Annotated in this window: 14 protein-coding genes; 13 read left to right on the forward strand and 1 reads right to left on the reverse strand. The window is 37.0% G+C overall.

Features of this window, described 5'->3' with window-relative positions; translation table 11 throughout:
• Nucleotides 1-8 precede the first annotated feature (8 nt).
• The 4 genes from J2X31_RS07575 to J2X31_RS07590 are packed head-to-tail and all read left to right on the forward strand — an operon-like array spanning nucleotide 9 to nucleotide 5,332.
• Nucleotides 9-3,584 carry a response regulator gene (locus tag J2X31_RS07575; protein ID WP_374725216.1) on the forward strand — a complete coding sequence of 1,192 codons (3,576 nt, stop codon included), beginning with the start codon at nucleotides 9-11 and terminating at the stop codon, nucleotides 3,582-3,584.
• 9 nt (nucleotides 3,585-3,593) lie between these two features.
• Nucleotides 3,594-3,956 (forward strand): response regulator, encoded by a 363-nt coding sequence (locus J2X31_RS07580; protein WP_310025720.1) that lies wholly within the window; start codon nucleotides 3,594-3,596, stop codon nucleotides 3,954-3,956.
• Between the two features lie 6 nt (nucleotides 3,957-3,962).
• Complete coding sequence (locus tag J2X31_RS07585) at nucleotides 3,963-4,772, forward strand: CheR family methyltransferase (RefSeq protein ID WP_310025723.1); 810 nt, start codon at nucleotides 3,963-3,965, stop codon at nucleotides 4,770-4,772.
• Entirely contained in the window at nucleotides 4,754-5,332 is a 579-nt protein-coding gene (locus J2X31_RS07590) for a chemotaxis protein CheB (protein ID WP_310025725.1), read from the forward strand. Before J2X31_RS07585 ends, J2X31_RS07590 begins: the two co-directional genes overlap by 19 nt.
• 33 nt (nucleotides 5,333-5,365) lie before the next feature.
• On the opposite strand, the gene J2X31_RS07595 is transcribed toward J2X31_RS07590, so the two are convergent.
• Entirely contained in the window at nucleotides 5,366-6,391 is a 1,026-nt protein-coding gene (locus J2X31_RS07595) for a quinone-dependent dihydroorotate dehydrogenase (protein WP_310025726.1), read from the reverse strand.
• Between the two features lie 263 nt (nucleotides 6,392-6,654).
• Between J2X31_RS07595 and J2X31_RS07600 the strand changes: the two genes are divergently transcribed.
• The 9 genes from J2X31_RS07600 (at nucleotide 6,655) to pepT (ending at nucleotide 16,215) form a co-directional block, all read left to right on the forward strand.
• The gene (locus tag J2X31_RS07600) at nucleotides 6,655-7,122 is read left to right on the forward strand and encodes an OsmC family protein (protein ID WP_310025727.1); all 468 of its coding nucleotides are present in this window, start codon (nucleotides 6,655-6,657) and stop codon (nucleotides 7,120-7,122) included.
• Nucleotides 7,123-7,372: 250 nt separating this feature from the next.
• Nucleotides 7,373-9,778, forward strand: a complete 2,406-nt coding sequence (locus J2X31_RS07605) for an alpha-ketoacid dehydrogenase subunit alpha/beta (protein WP_310025729.1) — start codon at nucleotides 7,373-7,375, stop codon at nucleotides 9,776-9,778.
• Nucleotides 9,779-9,908: 130 nt separating this feature from the next.
• Nucleotides 9,909-10,178, forward strand: a complete 270-nt coding sequence (locus tag J2X31_RS07610) for a hypothetical protein (protein ID WP_310025730.1) — start codon at nucleotides 9,909-9,911, stop codon at nucleotides 10,176-10,178.
• Nucleotides 10,179-10,271: 93 nt separating this feature from the next.
• Complete coding sequence (locus J2X31_RS07615) at nucleotides 10,272-10,949, forward strand: peptidoglycan DD-metalloendopeptidase family protein (RefSeq protein WP_310025732.1); 678 nt, start codon at nucleotides 10,272-10,274, stop codon at nucleotides 10,947-10,949.
• Nucleotides 10,946-11,410: a hypothetical protein gene (locus tag J2X31_RS07620; protein WP_310025733.1), complete on the forward strand. Its 465-nt coding sequence runs from the start codon at nucleotides 10,946-10,948 to the stop codon at nucleotides 11,408-11,410. Before J2X31_RS07615 ends, J2X31_RS07620 begins: the two co-directional genes overlap by 4 nt.
• Nucleotides 11,411-11,426: 16 nt before the next feature.
• Nucleotides 11,427-11,975 (forward strand): hypothetical protein, encoded by a 549-nt coding sequence (locus J2X31_RS07625; protein ID WP_310025734.1) that lies wholly within the window; start codon nucleotides 11,427-11,429, stop codon nucleotides 11,973-11,975.
• Nucleotides 11,976-11,978: 3 nt separating this feature from the next.
• Nucleotides 11,979-12,452 (forward strand): nuclear transport factor 2 family protein, encoded by a 474-nt coding sequence (locus J2X31_RS07630; RefSeq protein WP_310025736.1) that lies wholly within the window; start codon nucleotides 11,979-11,981, stop codon nucleotides 12,450-12,452.
• Between the two features lie 87 nt (nucleotides 12,453-12,539).
• Entirely contained in the window at nucleotides 12,540-14,804 is a 2,265-nt protein-coding gene (locus tag J2X31_RS07635; protein ID WP_310025738.1) for an acyl-CoA dehydrogenase family protein, read from the forward strand.
• Between the two features lie 88 nt (nucleotides 14,805-14,892).
• A complete protein-coding gene (gene pepT, locus J2X31_RS07640) occupies nucleotides 14,893-16,215 on the forward strand; it encodes a peptidase T (RefSeq protein ID WP_310025739.1) in 1,323 nt (440 codons plus the stop codon).

A 16,215-nucleotide genomic window follows, 5' to 3' on the forward strand; every position in this document is an offset into this window, starting at 1 on the left:
ATTTTTATATGGATAGCAATTTTAAAAGAAATTTATTAGTAAGCTCTAGCCTTTCCATGCTGTTGCTAATTGTCAGTTCAACAGCATCTTATTTGAGTATTAGAAGCCTTATAGAAAGTAACCGAATGGTCAATCACACTCATGAAGTACTTTATAACATCAACGATACATCCTTATTTTTGCTCGATGCCCAAACAGGAATGAGAGGTTTTCTTATTGCAGGAAGGGAAGATTTTTTGAAACGTTATGTCAATGCAGAAGCCGAAAGCAATTCATCAATAGAAAAACTTCAAATCCTGACGCAAGACAATGCATCACAGCAAAAAAGCCTGGAAGAACTGAAAAAACTAAAAAAGAAATTTTTTGATTATTTGGCCATTCGTATTGACGAAAAGCGAAAAGGACATACTGTTGAGGCAACCGAACTTGATGAAGGTAGAAGACAGATGGACAACATCCGAAGTCTTTTTAAGATTATGGAAAATCAAGAGCAAACACTCTTGAAAGAACGAATTGCTACTTCTGAACGATACGGAAACTACAGTTTGATTCTAATTATTATAGCTTCTATAATTGCAATTATCAGCAGTGTCTTATTTTTCGGAAGAATATTAAACGACTTTACGGCAAGGGTCAAATTGCAAAGAGATTTAGAAAAAAGCGAAGAAGAAACTGCCGAAAGAATCCGAATCATTAGTGGCGTTGCAGGTCAGATTTCTGAAGGAAACTATAAAATAAGGGTTGACGCTACTAAAAGTGATGCTTTAAGTAGTATTGGCGATTCGCTTAACAACATGGCACAATCGCTCCACCATTCTTTTACTAATTTATCCGATAAGGAATGGCTTCGAGCTGGAATTGCCGAATTGAATATGGTAATGATTGGCGAAAAAACTTTGGAACAATTAACCAAAGATATTGTTGAATATCTCGCCACATACACAAACAGTAATGCCGGTGTGATGTATCTTGTAGAAGGCGACGAATTGAAAACTGCTGCAGGCTACAGCTATATTTTGAACCAAGGAAGAGAAAGCTTTAAAATTGGAGAAGGCCTAACCGGACAAGCAGCTTCATCGGGCAGACTTATGGAATTGAAATCAATTTCTCCCGAAGATATCAGGATTTCTTATGCTTTAGGCGAATTGAAACCAGGGCATGTTGTGGCAGTTCCAGTTATGGAAGACAAGATTAATGGCGTGATAGAACTTGCAACTTTAAAGCAATACAGCAAACGCGACATTGAATTTTTATCTTCCATATCAAACAATATCGGAATAGCGATAAAAGCGGCCCAAAACCGAAAACGCGTTCAGGAACTTTTGGAGGAAACCCAAGCCCAATCGGAAGAATTGCAAACACAACACGGCGAATTGGAAAGCATGAATGCCGAGCTTGAAGCCCAAACGGAAAAACTTCAAGCGTCGGAAGAAGAATTGAGAGTGCAACAGGAAGAATTGCAACAAACCAACGAGGAACTTTCAGAAAGAAGTGTCTTATTGGAAGAAAAAAATATGGAAATCCAAAAGAAATCCGAAGACTTGGAGCTTACAACGCGTTACAAATCGGAATTCCTAGCCAATATGTCGCACGAATTGAGAACACCTTTAAATTCTATTCTGCTGTTGAGCCGTTTACTATCGGAAAACAACGACAGTAATATGAACGAGGAACAGATTGAATTCGCAAAAGTGATTCAAAGTTCTGGAAATGGGTTGTTGGGATTGATTGATGAAATTCTGGATTTATCTAAAATTGAAGCAGGAAAAATGGAACTTGAATTGTCGGATATTACCATCAGTGAAGTAACCGGAAGCCTGAATGACCTGTTTAATGAAGTTGCAAAAGAGAAAGGAATTGAATTCAAAATTATAGCTAACGATGCTCCATTGGTCATCAAAACCGACAAGATGCGACTGGAACAAATCTTGAAAAACTTGATTTCGAATGCCATTAAATTCACGTCGGAAGGATCCGTTACGTTAGAAGTCAAGAAAAATCCAAATGATCCAAGATTCATCTGCTTTGTTGTAAAGGATACAGGAATTGGAATTCCAAGGGAAAAACAACCGCTCATTTTTGAGGCCTTCCAGCAAGCCGATGGTTCTACAAAACGAAAATATGGCGGAACCGGTCTCGGACTTTCCATAAGCCGTGAACTGGCCAAATTGCTCAAAGGCGAAATTATGCTATCAAGCACTGTCAATGAAGGAAGTGAATTTGCTCTTTCCATTCCAATCATTGGTTCATCTGCAGGGCAATTGATCGAAAAGTCACAAACCTATTCTCCTTCACAGGAAATTGAAGAAGAAGAAAAAGAAGAAGAAAAGAAAAATAAGCCAAAGGACAATAAATATTTAAGTGCTCATATTCCAGAAGATGTTCCCGACGACAGGGAAGCCATCCAGGAAGGCGACCGTGTTATCCTGATTGTGGAAGACGACATTAATTTTGCAAAATCGTTATTGGAATTTGCCCGTCAAAGAAAATACAAAGGTATTGTGTCGGTTCGGGGAGATCATGCCCTGAATCTTGCCATTGTTTACAAACCGGTTGGAATCCTTTTGGATATTCAATTGCCAATAAAAAGTGGATGGGAAGTGATGGAGGAATTGAAAAACAATTCGCAAACAAAGCACATTCCTGTTCACATCATGTCTTCTCATAAATTAAAGCAAGAAAGCCTTTTGAAAGGAGCTGTGAATTTCCTTGACAAGCCAGTTGCTTTTGAGCAGATGCCAGAAATCTTTAAAAAGATTGAACACATCATCAACCGCGAATCGAAAAAAGTATTGATTATAGAGGATAATTCCAAACATGCCAAGGCCCTCGCCTATTTCTTGGAAACCTATAACATCAATTCTGAAATTAAAAGTGACGTATCAGATGGTTTGGATGCCTTGCAAAAATCAGATGTGGATTGCGTGATTTTGGACATGGGAGTTCCCGACAAGCAAGCCTACGAAATCCTTGAAAATGTTAGGAAAAATCCAGAATTGACGAATCTTCCTGTAATTGTTTTTACAGGAAAAAGCTTGTCGATGAAAGAAGAATTGAAGATTAAAAAATATGCCGATTCTATTGTAGTAAAAACAGCTCATTCTTATCAGAGAATGCTCGATGAAGTATCACTTTTTATGCATCTTATGGAAGAAAATAAGACAACAAGTGCTCCAAAAAAACGCAACCTTCTGAACAACATTTTAAACGACAAGACGGTTTTAGTGGTAGATGATGATGTTAGAAACATTTATTCTCTGACAAAAGCACTAGAAGCCTTAAAGATGAATATTATTACAGCCATTGACGGAAATGAAGCCATTTCAGCATTAGAAAAACATCCAGAAATTGATGTAGTCTTGCTGGATATGATGATGCCAAATATGGACGGTTATGAAACAGCATCCATAATAAGACAAAATCCTAAATTGAAAAATCTTCCGGTAATTGCTGTTACAGCCAAGGCTATGACTGGTGATCGGGAAAAATGCATCAATGCAGGAGCTTCAGATTATATTACAAAACCTGTAGATGTCGATCAATTATTGTCGTTGTTGAGAGTTTGGCTTTACGATCGCTTTTAAGTTCTAGATATGAAAAAAAGAGTCTTAATAGTTGATGATGATACACGGAATATTTTTGCGCTTTCGGCCGTTATGCGTTCGAGATCATTTGAATGTATTTCCTGTTTGAGTGCCCGTGAAGCTTTACGGATACTAAAAGGTGATGATCATTTTGATGCCATCCTACTCGATATGATGATGCCCGATATTGACGGATATGATGCCATACCCCTGATAAAAGAAATTCCAAACCGACAATCTACAATGATTGTTGCCGTTACAGCCCAAGCCATGATTGGTGATCGAGAAAAATGTATTGAGGCTGGAGCCGATGAGTATGTTGCAAAGCCTGTTGATATCGATAAACTGTTCAAAATATTAAGTCATATATAAACCAAAATGATAAACGATCGAGAGCTGGAAATACTCATCAATGAGGTGTATGAAAACTACGGATATGATTTCAGTGGTTATTCTATGGCATCCTTCAAACGACGTGTTGACAGGCTCTATCAGCTTGACGGCTTTACGAACTTTCCTGCATTTCTGGAAAAAATAATTGATGATTCGGATTATTTCAGTCGAATGGTCGAAGAAATTACGGTAAACATAACCGAGATGTTTCGCGACCCACATTTTTATAATATCCTTAGAAACGAAATATTGCCTGTTTTGGCAACAAAACCTTTTATAAGACTTTGGCATGCAGGATGTTCCACTGGAGAAGAAGTATATTCGATGGCCATTTTGCTCAAAGAAGCCGATTTGTTGCATAAGTCATTGCTGTATGCCACCGATATTAGTCCAATGGTTTTAGAAGTGGCCCGAAAAGGGGTTTTTCCTTTACGGATGATGAAACAATATTCTGAAAATTATATGGCTTCGGGCGGAAAAAAAGACTTCTCCCATTATTATACCGCCAATTATGGACTGGCGAAATTTGGCGAAGACCTTTCTTCAAAAATGGTTTTTTCGCAGCATAATTTGGTTTCCGATCGATCTTTTAATGAGTTTGATTTAATTTTATGCCGAAACGTACTGATTTATTTCGATAAGGATTTGCAAGAAAGAGCCCTGCATCTTTTTGATGATAGTTTGTCGAAATTGGGCTATTTGGCTCTTGGAAGCAAGGAAACCATAAAATTCACTTCGATGCAAAAAAGATACAAACAGTTTGAAAAAGAAAAAATATGGAGAAAAACAAATTAATTTCCGACTGTAAGGTCTTGATCATCGGCGGTTCTGCTGGAAGTCTCGATGTGCTTCTCAAAATCCTGCCTCACCTTGAAATCCCTTCATTTGCAATCGTAATCATACTTCACAGAAAGCATACCGAAGATACAACCTTGGAAGAATTGATTGCAGTGAAAACCAAGATTCCTGTAAAAGAAGTCGAAGATAAAGTGGTATTGGAAGCTGGTTTTATCTATATCGCTCCGTCCGACTATCATTTGCTATTCGAAAAAAATGATTTGCTTTCGCTTGACACATCCGAAAAAGTTAATTACAGCCGTCCGAGTATTGATGTAGCTTTTGAATCTGCTTCGGACATTTACGGCAAAGCACTTGTTGGAATCCTACTTTCTGGAGCAAATGCCGATGGAACCGATGGACTAATCGCCATCAAAAACAATGGCGGAACCATCGTAGTTCAAAAACCTGAAACTGCCGATATGCCTTTTATGCCAAATAATGCGATTGAACATACTTCTCCCGATTATGTTTTGGATGTTTCGGAAATATTGGAATTTATTAGCCGTTTAAAGTAATAAGTGAAAAACTGACGTACTTTATTAGTAAATTTAGACTCGTTTTTCTTTTAAAATCTTCTGATTAATGGCTTTTACCAAAGCTGGTCCTTCGTAAATAAAGCCTGTATAAAGTTGCACCAAACTCGCTCCAGCTTCTAATTTTTCAATAGCATCTTCGGCAGTATGAATTCCTCCTACTCCAATAATTGGAAACGATTTGTTGCTTTTTTCCGATAAGAATCGGATAACTTCCGTAGAACGTTTTGTCAAAGGTTTTCCCGAAAGCCCACCCATTTCTATTTTGTTGATGGATTTCAAACCTTCTCTAGAAATAGTTGTATTGGTTGCAATTACACCCGCTATTTTAGTTTGATTTACAATATCAATGATGTCCAAAAGTTGTTCGTTGGTCAAATCTGGAGCAATTTTAAGCAGAATTGGTTTTTGTTTTGGTCGAGCCAAATTTTTATCCTGCAACGTTTGAAGCAATTGCGTCAAAGGTTCCTTATCCTGCAAAGCACGAAGATTTGGCGTGTTTGGCGAACTCACATTCACCACAAAATAATCCACAAAATCATACAAGGCATCAAAACAAATTTCATAATCCTTGACAGCATCTTCATTTGGTGTCAATTTATTTTTTCCTATGTTTCCACCGATTAAGACGCCATTATTTTGCTTCAATCGTTCAACCGCTTCCTTAACTCCACCGTTGTTGAATCCCATTCGGTTCACGATTGCCTGATCTTCTTTTAAACGGAAAAGACGTTTCTTCGGGTTTCCCTCTTGTCCTTTTGGCGTAAGCGTCCCGATTTCAATGAATCCGAAACCAAAATTCGAAAGTTCCTTATATAATTTGGCATCCTTGTCGAAACCTGCAGCCAATCCGACAGGATTTTTAAATTTCAAACCAAAAACTTCTGTTTCTAATCGTTTGTCGTTTACTTCATATAAAGATTTGAAAAGCGAAGTAAATCCTGGAATTTTTGATAGCGTTCGAATTAAAGAAAAAGTAAAATAATGCACTTTTTCAGGGTCAAACCAAAAAAGTATCGGACGAAGTATAAGTTTGTACATTGTTGTTGAGTTGTTGTTTTGCAAAAGTAAAAAATAGTATGCGGTTTCGCTATAAGAAGTCAAAAAAGAATAAATTTGAGAATTAATTTTTTATGACATAGAAACTAATCAGAATTTCACACATTTTGTCATTCCGACGGAGGAGGAATCTCCGTTAGTTGCTCTCGTTGTTGAGATTCCTCCTCCGTCGGAATGACAAGCTCAACTCTAAATTATTGCTTTCTATGTTTCTATGCGATAAAAATAATTAAATTTTTAAGTCTATGAACCTACAACACAACTACAAACTAACAGTCAAATGGACTGGAAACAAAGGAACTGGAACGTCTTCCTACCGAGCTTATGATAGAAATCATATTATTTTAATTGAGGGAAAACCAACACTCGAAGGTTCGGCAGATCCTACTTTTCATGGCGACAAAACCAAGCACAATCCCGAAGATTTATTGGTTGCCTCACTTTCGGCTTGCCACATGATGTCCTATTTGCACGTTTGCGTAAAAGCGGGAATCACAGTGGTTGATTATGAAGACAACGCCACAGGAACCATGATTACCGAAGGCGATGGTGGACGTTTTACGGAAGTAGTGTTACATCCTGTCGTAACCATTACCGATGCTTCTCAAATTGATTTGGCCAATGAATTGCATAAAAAAGCGAATGAACTATGCTTTATTGCGAATTCGGTTAATTTTCCGGTTAGGCATGAGGTAATTTGTGTTGTTGGATAACTACATTAAAATTCAAAATTATTGTTACTTTTCCTCTTCTTAATACATTTATTTTCTAACAAATGATTAATCAATAACAGAGCAGATATAAACATTTATCATATTACAGAAATAATTACTAAATATTATTCAAAAAATTAATCATTCAAGCCTTTTTCATTATCAATAATCAAATTATATTTTCCTTACCCTATTATGATAAATCGATAGTTTTAATTAAATTTGCTTGAGAATCCTTAAGAAGACCATTATGACAAACCCACAAACCAAGAAAGAAATTTCGTTTGAAGATTTTAAAACCGAAGTTTTAAACGACTATAAAATTGCCATAACCAGTAGAGAATGTAGTCTTCTTGGGAGACGTGAAGTATTGACCGGAAAGGCCAAATTCGGGATTTTTGGCGACGGAAAAGAAGTGCCGCAACTTGCAATGGCTAAGGCTTTCAAGAACGGCGATTTTCGTTCAGGATATTATAGGGATCAGACTTTTATGATGGCGATTGGTGAGATGAGCATTCAGCAATTCTTTGCAGGTTTGTATGGTCATACTGATATTGAACACGACCCAATGTCGGCTGGACGTCAAATGGGTGGTCACTTTGCAACCCATAGTTTGAACGAAGACGGTTCATGGAAAAACCTGACGTTGCAAAAAAATTCAAGTGCTGATATTTCTCCAACTGCTGGACAAATGCCACGTTTGTTAGGTTTGGCTCAAGCTTCAAAAATCTACAGAAACGTTACAGGAATTCATAATAAAACTAATTTTTCAATCAATGGAAACGAAATCGCTTGGGGAACAATTGGTAACGCCAGTACTTCCGAAGGTTTGTTTTTCGAAACTATTAATGCTGCCGGAGTTTTGCAAGTTCCGATGGTAATGAGTGTTTGGGACGATGAATACGGAATTTCGGTTCATGCCAGACATCAGACTACAAAGGAAAATATCTCTGAAATCTTAAAAGGTTTCCAACGTGATGAGAATGGAAATGGATACGAAATCATTCGTGTGAAAGGTTGGGATTATCCAGCCTTGGTTGACGCTTATCAAAAAGCAGCACAAATTGCAAGAGAAGAACACGTTCCGGTTTTAATTCACGTTAATGAATTGACACAACCTCAAGGACACTCTACTTCTGGTTCCCACGAGCGTTATAAAAATGCCGAACGATTGGCTTGGGAAAGCGATTTTGACTGTGTTCGCCAGATGAAATTATGGATGATTGCTTTGAACATTGCCTCTCCAGAAGAATTGGACGAAATGGAAAATGCCATCAAGAAAGAAGTACTCGATGGAAAAAAAGCAGCCTGGGAAGCCTTCGTTACTCCAACAAAAAACGAACAAAAAGAACTAATAGCCTTGTTGGATAAAATTGCTGAAACAAGCGAAAAAAAGGATTTCATCAACAAGCATACTACTGAATTAAAAGGTATAAAAGAACCTATTAGAAAAGAAATCCTGATTACGGCTCGTAAAGTTTTACGCCGTATTGTAAACGAAAGCTCTAGAAAAGAATTGGCCGATTGGATTGTGAATTATACCGAAAAAATACAACCAAAATTCAGTTCACACTTGTTTTCACAATCAGAACAGAATGTTTTTTCTGTAGAGGAAGTGTTACCAACTTATAACGAACCTGCCGAGGATGCTGATGCCCGTTTGATTTTGCGTGACAATTTTGATGCTATTTTCAGCAAATATCCTGAAGCCTTGATTTTTGGTGAAGATGCCGGAAATATTGGGGATGTAAACCAAGGTCTCGAAGGAATGCAGGAAAAATACGGAGAACTTCGTGTTGCCGATGCAGGAATTCGTGAAGCGACCATTTTAGGTCAGGGAATTGGAATGGCAATGAGAGGTTTACGACCGATTGCCGAAATTCAATATTTGGATTATTTGCTTTATGCGATTCAAATTATGAGTGATGATTTGGCTACTTTACAGTATAGAACAAAAGGAAAACAAAAAGCACCGCTAATCATCAGGACTCGTGGACACCGTTTGGAAGGCATCTGGCATTCAGGTTCTCCGATGGGAATGATCATCAATGCGATTCGTGGAATTCACGTTTTGGTTCCGCGAAATATGACTAAAGCAGCTGGTTTTTATAATACTTTATTGGAAACCGACGAACCTGCTTTGGTTGTAGAATGCTTGAACGGATATCGCTTGAAAGAAAAAATGCCGACGAACCTGGGAGAATTTAAAACTCCGATTGGTGTTGTAGAATCCATTAGATCTGGTAACGATATTACACTGGTTTCCTATGGTTCGACGTTGCGATTGGTTCAACAAGCTGCAAGAGAATTATCAGAAATTGGTATTGAATCTGAAATTATTGACGTTCAATCGCTGTTGCCGTTTGACATCAATCACGATATTGTAAAAAGTATTGCCGAAACCAATCGTCTTTTAGTAATTGACGAAGATGTTCCTGGAGGAGCTTCGGCATATATCTTACAACAAATTTTAGATGTTCAAGATGCTTATAAATATCTGGACAGTAAACCTGAAACATTGGCTGCCAAACCACACCGTCCGGCTTATGGAACAGATGGCGATTACTTCTCGAAGCCTTCGGCAGAAGATATTTTCGAGAAAGTGTATGCCATCATGAGTGAGGCAAAACCAGATGAATATCCGAGTTTGTATTAATAGATAAAAGAAATCCCAATCTTTACAGTTGGGATTTTTTTTTGTCAAATCATATGAGCTATAAAAGATTGAACTATACAATAAAAGCCGTATATTTAAAGTTCAATTTGTATAACCAAAACCAAAAAATATGAAAAAAATCGTATTCGCTTTAGGTGTAATGTCAATGATGGCAATTATATCGTGCAAAAAAGACACCACCGTTCCTCCACCACCTCCACCAGAACCAGTTGCAGCTCCTGCTCCACCACCAGTTCCTGCAGCTCCAGAAGTTGAGGAAGAAGATGGAACATCAGTATCAATAGGAAAAGATGGACTTGATGTTTCCACTAAAGATGGCGATAAAAAAACAACCGTTAAAGTTTCGGGTGAAGATTCTAAAATCGAAATCAAAAAATAATTAGTTTCTTAATTAAACGTTATAATGCCAATGTAAAATTTTTATGTTGGCTTTTTTTATTTTAAATTTAAACTGAATTAAATCCAAACCAGAATGTCTCCATTAGAATCTGTTTTATTAGCCCAAAAGAACGTAAAAGTTATTGATGCTTCCATTCCCTATCAACAATATAAACCCATCGATTTGTCCATTTCAAATACTGCTTTATTGACTTTGAAAAATGTAGATGATTTTGAAGATTATATCAGTAACTATTTGAAAAAAGATAATGCAAAGGTTGCTTTTGGTGGCTATAAGGAATTCAGAAATCTATATAAAAGAAGCAATATCTTTAATGATATTGAATTAGAGGAACGAAACATCCATATTGGAATTGATTTATGGATCAAGGAAGAAACCCCTGTACTTTCGGCACTTGACGGAATTGTTCACAGTTTTGATTACAATGTTGGCTTGGGAAATTATGGCCCTACAATTATCCTGAAACATAAAATCGATGGTGTTGAATTTTACACTTTATACGGTCATTTATCCATTGAAAGTATCGAAACATTAAAAATCGGAACCACTTTCAAAGCAGGAGAACAGCTTGGAACTTTGGGAGATTCATCCGTTAATGGAGACTATGCACCACATTTGCACTTTCAAATCATAGACCAAATCGAAGATTATGAAGGAGATTACCCCGGAGTTTCCAGCCAGAATGATTTGGATTTCTATCTTAAAAATTGTCCCAACCCCGATCTACTATTAAAAATAAACGAACTATGAAAAAAACGATTGTACTTTTAATCCTAACTGTTTTTGTGTTGAATGCATGTAAATCTAAAAGCAAAGTTGCCGAAATACCAAAAATCGAAATTGTTGAACCCACAAGTGTTGATAAAGCAAAAAAAGACAAAGCTTATGCTTTAGGAAAAAGGGTTTTGATGACCTGCAACACCTCTAAATTCAAGCCTTTTAGTAAAAGTGAAGCTACAGAATCTGTAATTCAGAACACCACTTTGGAACGATTGACGAGTACATGTAGAAAATACAGAATAAAATATGGTGATTTCAAGGATATAAAATTGGCCCAAGTGATTCATAATGTGAATGAAGACAGCTATGTTTTTCGATACAAGGCCGAATACCAACGAACTTTTGTAACCAAGGAATTACGAGTGACTATCAATAATGAAAATAAAGTTTCGGCTATAAAATCGACCGATTGGACCGACGAATATAAATAAAAAGACCAAAAACAAAATGCAAAAACCCTCACTTATTAAACACCTATTTATACTATTGTTCATAACCCAATCCTTTTTTGCAACGGCCCAAGAAAAGATGATTGCCAAGGACGGAAAGGAATATAATGCAACCAGTACTTGGAAATTTTCCTGTAAAGACTATGCCTATACGGGAATTTTAGAAGTTCAGATTGCAAAAACCGAAAAAGGCGGATTGCTGAAATTGGGCATCGAAGTTTCAAACGAAACATTTTATATAGGCGATACAGTTTATATTATTTTAGAAGATGGTTCGTATATAACCTGTACCGATAAAGGCATTCGAGAATTAAAAGGAAAGAAAACAATTGCCTATTATTTCCTAACTGCAACCGAAATGAACAAATTAAAAGGGATTCTCGTGACCGATGTTCGATTTAGAATCAAAGGAAATGAAGATACTTTTAGCAGTAAAACAGGTCATTTTACAGCAATCAACAAAAAATCGGATTTTCAAACGTTTGGCACTTCCGAAGAATCAAAAACCTTCGATACAAAAACAGAAATAAAATCTCTTTACAACTAAATCATGAACCAGAAACAACACCTGATTGAAGAATTCTATGCCGGATTTGCAGAAGGAAATGCAAAAACAATGGCGAGCTGTTATCATAAAGATATTCAATTTCAAGACCCTGCTTTTGGTAAATTGGAAGGACAAGATGTACTAGACATGTGGGAAATGCTCATCGAGAAAAGCAAAGGCAATTTAAAGATTGAGTTTTCGGATGTAACGGCTGATGAATTTTCAGGTTCCGCAAAATGGGTGGCTACTTATAATTTCAGTAAAACCAATCGTGATGTTGTGAATGTAATTAAGGCTTCTTTTGTGTTCAAAGATGGACTCATCATCAAACACACGGATCATTTTGATATTTGGAAATGGAGCAAACAGGCTCTAGGATTGCCGGGTTATCTTTTGGGATGGACGGATTTTATGCAACAAAAAATTCAGATGAATGCGATTCATTCGCTTCGAAGATATCAATCACAGAAAAAGTAAACCTAAACACAAATTTTTAAATTAACAATTCTTTAAAAGGGTTTTGATAGTTATTTCTTATTTTTAGAAAACACTAAAACCTTATCTATGAACACTTCTGAACTTTCTATATTTCTTCCCTATTTATATTTGGCTTGGTCGGATGACATCTTGACCAAAAAAGAATTCGAAACCTTGTCTGTATTTATTTCTTCCCGAGATTGGCTAAAGCCAGAAGAAAAAGAATTTCTTTTATCCAAAATAAATCTTGCTGTTCCTCCTTCCCGATCGGAATTATCGGATTGGAAAAAAACCATTGAAAGGCAAATTGCATCTTCACAGAAAATTACAACCCTTTTCGATTTGATTGTATCACTTTCTGATAAAGATGACACAATTATTACTTATAAACCTCAATTTGAAGAACTAGAAAACAACCTTGGTCTTTTAAGCGAGGAAGTCATCAACATCTTTAAGGAAAGTCCGAAAACCATTACTTCGGAATATGGAACTGTAACTGAATTTGATGTTGCCAAACTGACATCCATCCTTGACGGAGAAGAGGCTCCAATTATCAATAAGGTAAAGGAAGTGATTTCAAGACCTGAATTTGAATATGAAACTTCGACCGATATTTTTGTTTATAGGAAAAAAGTATTGGAATGGTGCAAGATTCTAGCTGATGAAAATCTTGGCAACATGGCCTATCCAAAAAAGTATGGAGGTGGCGAAAATATTGCCGATTATTTTGCAATAATGGAAACATTGAGCTACCACGATTTGAGCTTGGTGATAAAATTCGGTGTTCAATTCGGACTTTGGGGAATGAGCATCCAATCGCTGGGAACGGAAAAACATTATGAAAAATACTTGAGAGATGTTGGAACGCTTGATTTACCTGGTTGTTTTGCCATGACCGAAACCCATCACGGGTCGAATGTGAAAGGAATAGAAACGACTGCAACTTACAATCACGAAGATAAAACCTTTACAATTCATACCCCACATGAAAATGCCCAAAAGGAATATATTGGCAACGCGGCCAATCATGGAAGGATGGCAACAGTTTTTGCAAAACTGATCATCGACGGACATGATTTTGGCGTGAATGCTTTTATCGTTCCGTTGCGGGATGTGGAAATGAATGTTTTAGAAGGAATTACCATCAAGGATTGCGGTTTGAAGATGGGATTGAACGGTGTTGACAATGGCATCATCCAATTTCATAATGTGGTGATTCCGAAAGAGAATATGTTGGATCGTTTTGCACAGATAAATGAAAAAGGGGAATTTGAAAGTCCTATTCCTAGTGACAACAGACGGTTTTTTACAATGCTTGGCACTTTGGTTGGAGGTCGAATCGGTATTCCACGTTCGGCTTTAGCAGCCGCAAAATCAGGTTTGACCATTGCCATAAAATACAGCGATACCAGAAGGCAATTTGGTCCGGAAGGTGGTTCGGAAGTACCAATCTTGAATTACAGGATGCACCAGAGAAGACTCTTTCCTTATTTGGCGAAAGTCTACGCGATTCACTTCGGACTGCAATACGTTACGCAAAGATTCATCCATAAAAAGGAAGAGGAAATGCAGGAAATCGAGGCACTTGCAGCGGGAATGAAAGCCTACTCTACTTGGAACACTAGAGATACTTTGCAGGAAAGCCGTGAAGCCTGTGGCGGAAAAGGCTATCTGTCAGAAAACAGGATTGATGCCTTGAAAAATGACACGGAAATTTACACCACTTTTGAAGGAGACAATACGGTTTTGATGCAATTGGTAGCCAAAAATCGATTGTCGGAATTCAGGAAGGAGTTTGGAGAAATGAATGCTTTTGGTATCATCAATTATGTATATGATCAGGCGAAAACGGTGATTTCTCAGAAAAATCCGTTTGCAACCAGAAACACCGATGAAGCCCATCTACTTGACAGGGAATTTCATTTGAATGCCTTTCAATACAGAGAAAAACAAATTTTAAATTCGGCTGCAAAGCGTTTGAAAAAGCTTATCGATGGTGGATTAGATTCCTATGATGCCTTTAATGTGGTGCAACATCAAATGATTGAAGTGGCTCAAGCCTATCTGGAACGAGTGGTTTTAGAACAATTTTATACTGCAATTGAGAACACTAAGGATGAAAACTGCAAAGCAATTCTAACCGAATTATGCCAGCTTTATGCTCTTTCACAAATAGAAAAAAACAAAGGTTGGTTTCTGGAAGATGGTTATATGGAAGGTGTAAAAACGAAAGCCATTCGGAAAATGGTGAATCAATTGTGTTGGGATCTTCGTCCGAATGCTGTTGCTTTGGTAGATGCTTTTTCCATTCCAGAAAGTTGCTTGGCAGCACCAATTATAACCGAACAATAGAGGTATTTATTGATAAACTTAACATTGTAAAAAGTTAACAATTTGTATCTTTGTCCTCATAAAATTCATAATACTTCAAAAATAAATTATGCAACACATTATTGATCGTTTTTTCAGCTATGTTACCATTGATACAGAATCGGATCCGAATTCTGAAACCACTCCAAGTACTAAAAAGCAATTGGTTTTGGCCAATTTATTGGTTAAGGAATTAAAAGCCATCGGCTTGACCGAAGTTACCAAAGACCGAAATGGTTACGTAATGGGAACACTTGCAAGTAATGTTGAGCATGAAGTGCCAACGATTGGTTTTGTAGCACATTATGACACTACTCCAGATTTTACAGGTTTTAATGTGAAACCACAAATTGTAGAAAATTATGACGGTGACGATATTGTTTTGAATGCTGAACAAAATATCGTTTTATCTCCAAATTATTTCAAGGATCTATTGCAATATAAAGGACAAACCATCATTACAACGGATGGAACAACTTTGCTTGGTGCTGATGATAAAGCTGGTTTAACAGAGATTGTTACCGCTATGGAATATTTGGTTCAGAATCCACAAATCAAGCACGGAAAAATCAGGGTTGGGTTTACACCAGATGAGGAAATTGGTCGTGGTGCTGATTTATTTGATGTGAAGAAATTCGGAGCTCAATGGGCTTACACGATGGACGGAAGCCAAATTGGAGAATTGGAATATGAAAACTTTAATGCTGCTGGAGCGAAAATTACGTTCAAAGGAAAAAGCGTTCATCCAGGTTATGCAAAAGGAAAAATGATCAACTCGATGTTGATTGCCAATGATTTCATCAATGAATTGCCTAAAGGTGAAACTCCTGAAGAAACTAAAGGCTACGAAGGATTTTTTCACGTTCACCATTTAAAAGGAAGTATTGAGGAAACGGTTCTGGAATTGATTATCCGTGACCACGATGCGAAAAAATTCTTGAAAAGAAAGGAATTGATCCACGATATCACTAGAAAATTCAACAAGAAATTTGCGAAACAATTTGGTGAAGATATTGTAATTACTGAAGTGAAAGACCAGTACTACAATATGAAAGAGATGGTTGAACCGGTAAAATATATTGTTGATTTAGCTGAAAAGGCAATGAAACAATTGAACATTAAACCACTCATCAAACCTATTCGTGGCGGAACTGACGGTTGCAGATTGTCCTATATGGGATTGCCTTGTCCGAATATTTTTGCAGGTGGACATAATTTCCACGGAAAATATGAATATGTTCCGGTTGAAAGCATGCAAAAAGCAATTGATGTAATCGTAAAAATTGCGGAGCTTACAGCAACTACTGATTTTACAAATATTGAAAGTAAAGCAGAAAAGAAAACCAAGAAAGATTCTAAGTCAAAAACTTCTTCAAAGAAAAAGAAAAAATAA

Origin of the sequence: Flavobacterium arsenatis (genome assembly GCF_031456785.1) — a bacterium.
Taxonomy (GTDB): domain Bacteria; phylum Bacteroidota; class Bacteroidia; order Flavobacteriales; family Flavobacteriaceae; genus Flavobacterium; species Flavobacterium arsenatis.

Bases quoted from the DNA above. Each gene is read 5' to 3' on its own strand.
- pepT (WP_310025739.1), top strand. From the start codon at position 14,893: ATGCAACACATTATTGATCGTTTTTTCAGCTATGTTACCATTGATACA.
- J2X31_RS07615 (WP_310025732.1), top strand. From the start codon at position 10,272: ATGTCTCCATTAGAATCTGTTTTATTAGCCCAAAAGAACGTAAAAGTT.
- J2X31_RS07585 (WP_310025723.1), top strand. From the start codon at position 3,963: ATGATAAACGATCGAGAGCTGGAAATACTCATCAATGAGGTGTATGAA.
- J2X31_RS07580 (WP_310025720.1), top strand. From the start codon at position 3,594: ATGAAAAAAAGAGTCTTAATAGTTGATGATGATACACGGAATATTTTT.
- J2X31_RS07605 (WP_310025729.1), top strand. From the start codon at position 7,373: ATGACAAACCCACAAACCAAGAAAGAAATTTCGTTTGAAGATTTTAAA.
- J2X31_RS07630 (WP_310025736.1), top strand. From the start codon at position 11,979: ATGAACCAGAAACAACACCTGATTGAAGAATTCTATGCCGGATTTGCA.
- J2X31_RS07590 (WP_310025725.1), top strand. From the start codon at position 4,754: ATGGAGAAAAACAAATTAATTTCCGACTGTAAGGTCTTGATCATCGGC.
- J2X31_RS07600 (WP_310025727.1), top strand. From the start codon at position 6,655: ATGAACCTACAACACAACTACAAACTAACAGTCAAATGGACTGGAAAC.
- J2X31_RS07595 (WP_310025726.1), bottom strand. From the start codon at position 6,391: ATGTACAAACTTATACTTCGTCCGATACTTTTTTGGTTTGACCCTGAA.
- J2X31_RS07610 (WP_310025730.1), top strand. From the start codon at position 9,909: ATGAAAAAAATCGTATTCGCTTTAGGTGTAATGTCAATGATGGCAATT.
- J2X31_RS07635 (WP_310025738.1), top strand. From the start codon at position 12,540: ATGAACACTTCTGAACTTTCTATATTTCTTCCCTATTTATATTTGGCT.
- J2X31_RS07625 (WP_310025734.1), top strand. From the start codon at position 11,427: ATGCAAAAACCCTCACTTATTAAACACCTATTTATACTATTGTTCATA.
- J2X31_RS07620 (WP_310025733.1), top strand. From the start codon at position 10,946: ATGAAAAAAACGATTGTACTTTTAATCCTAACTGTTTTTGTGTTGAAT.
- J2X31_RS07575 (WP_374725216.1), top strand. From the start codon at position 9: ATGGATAGCAATTTTAAAAGAAATTTATTAGTAAGCTCTAGCCTTTCC.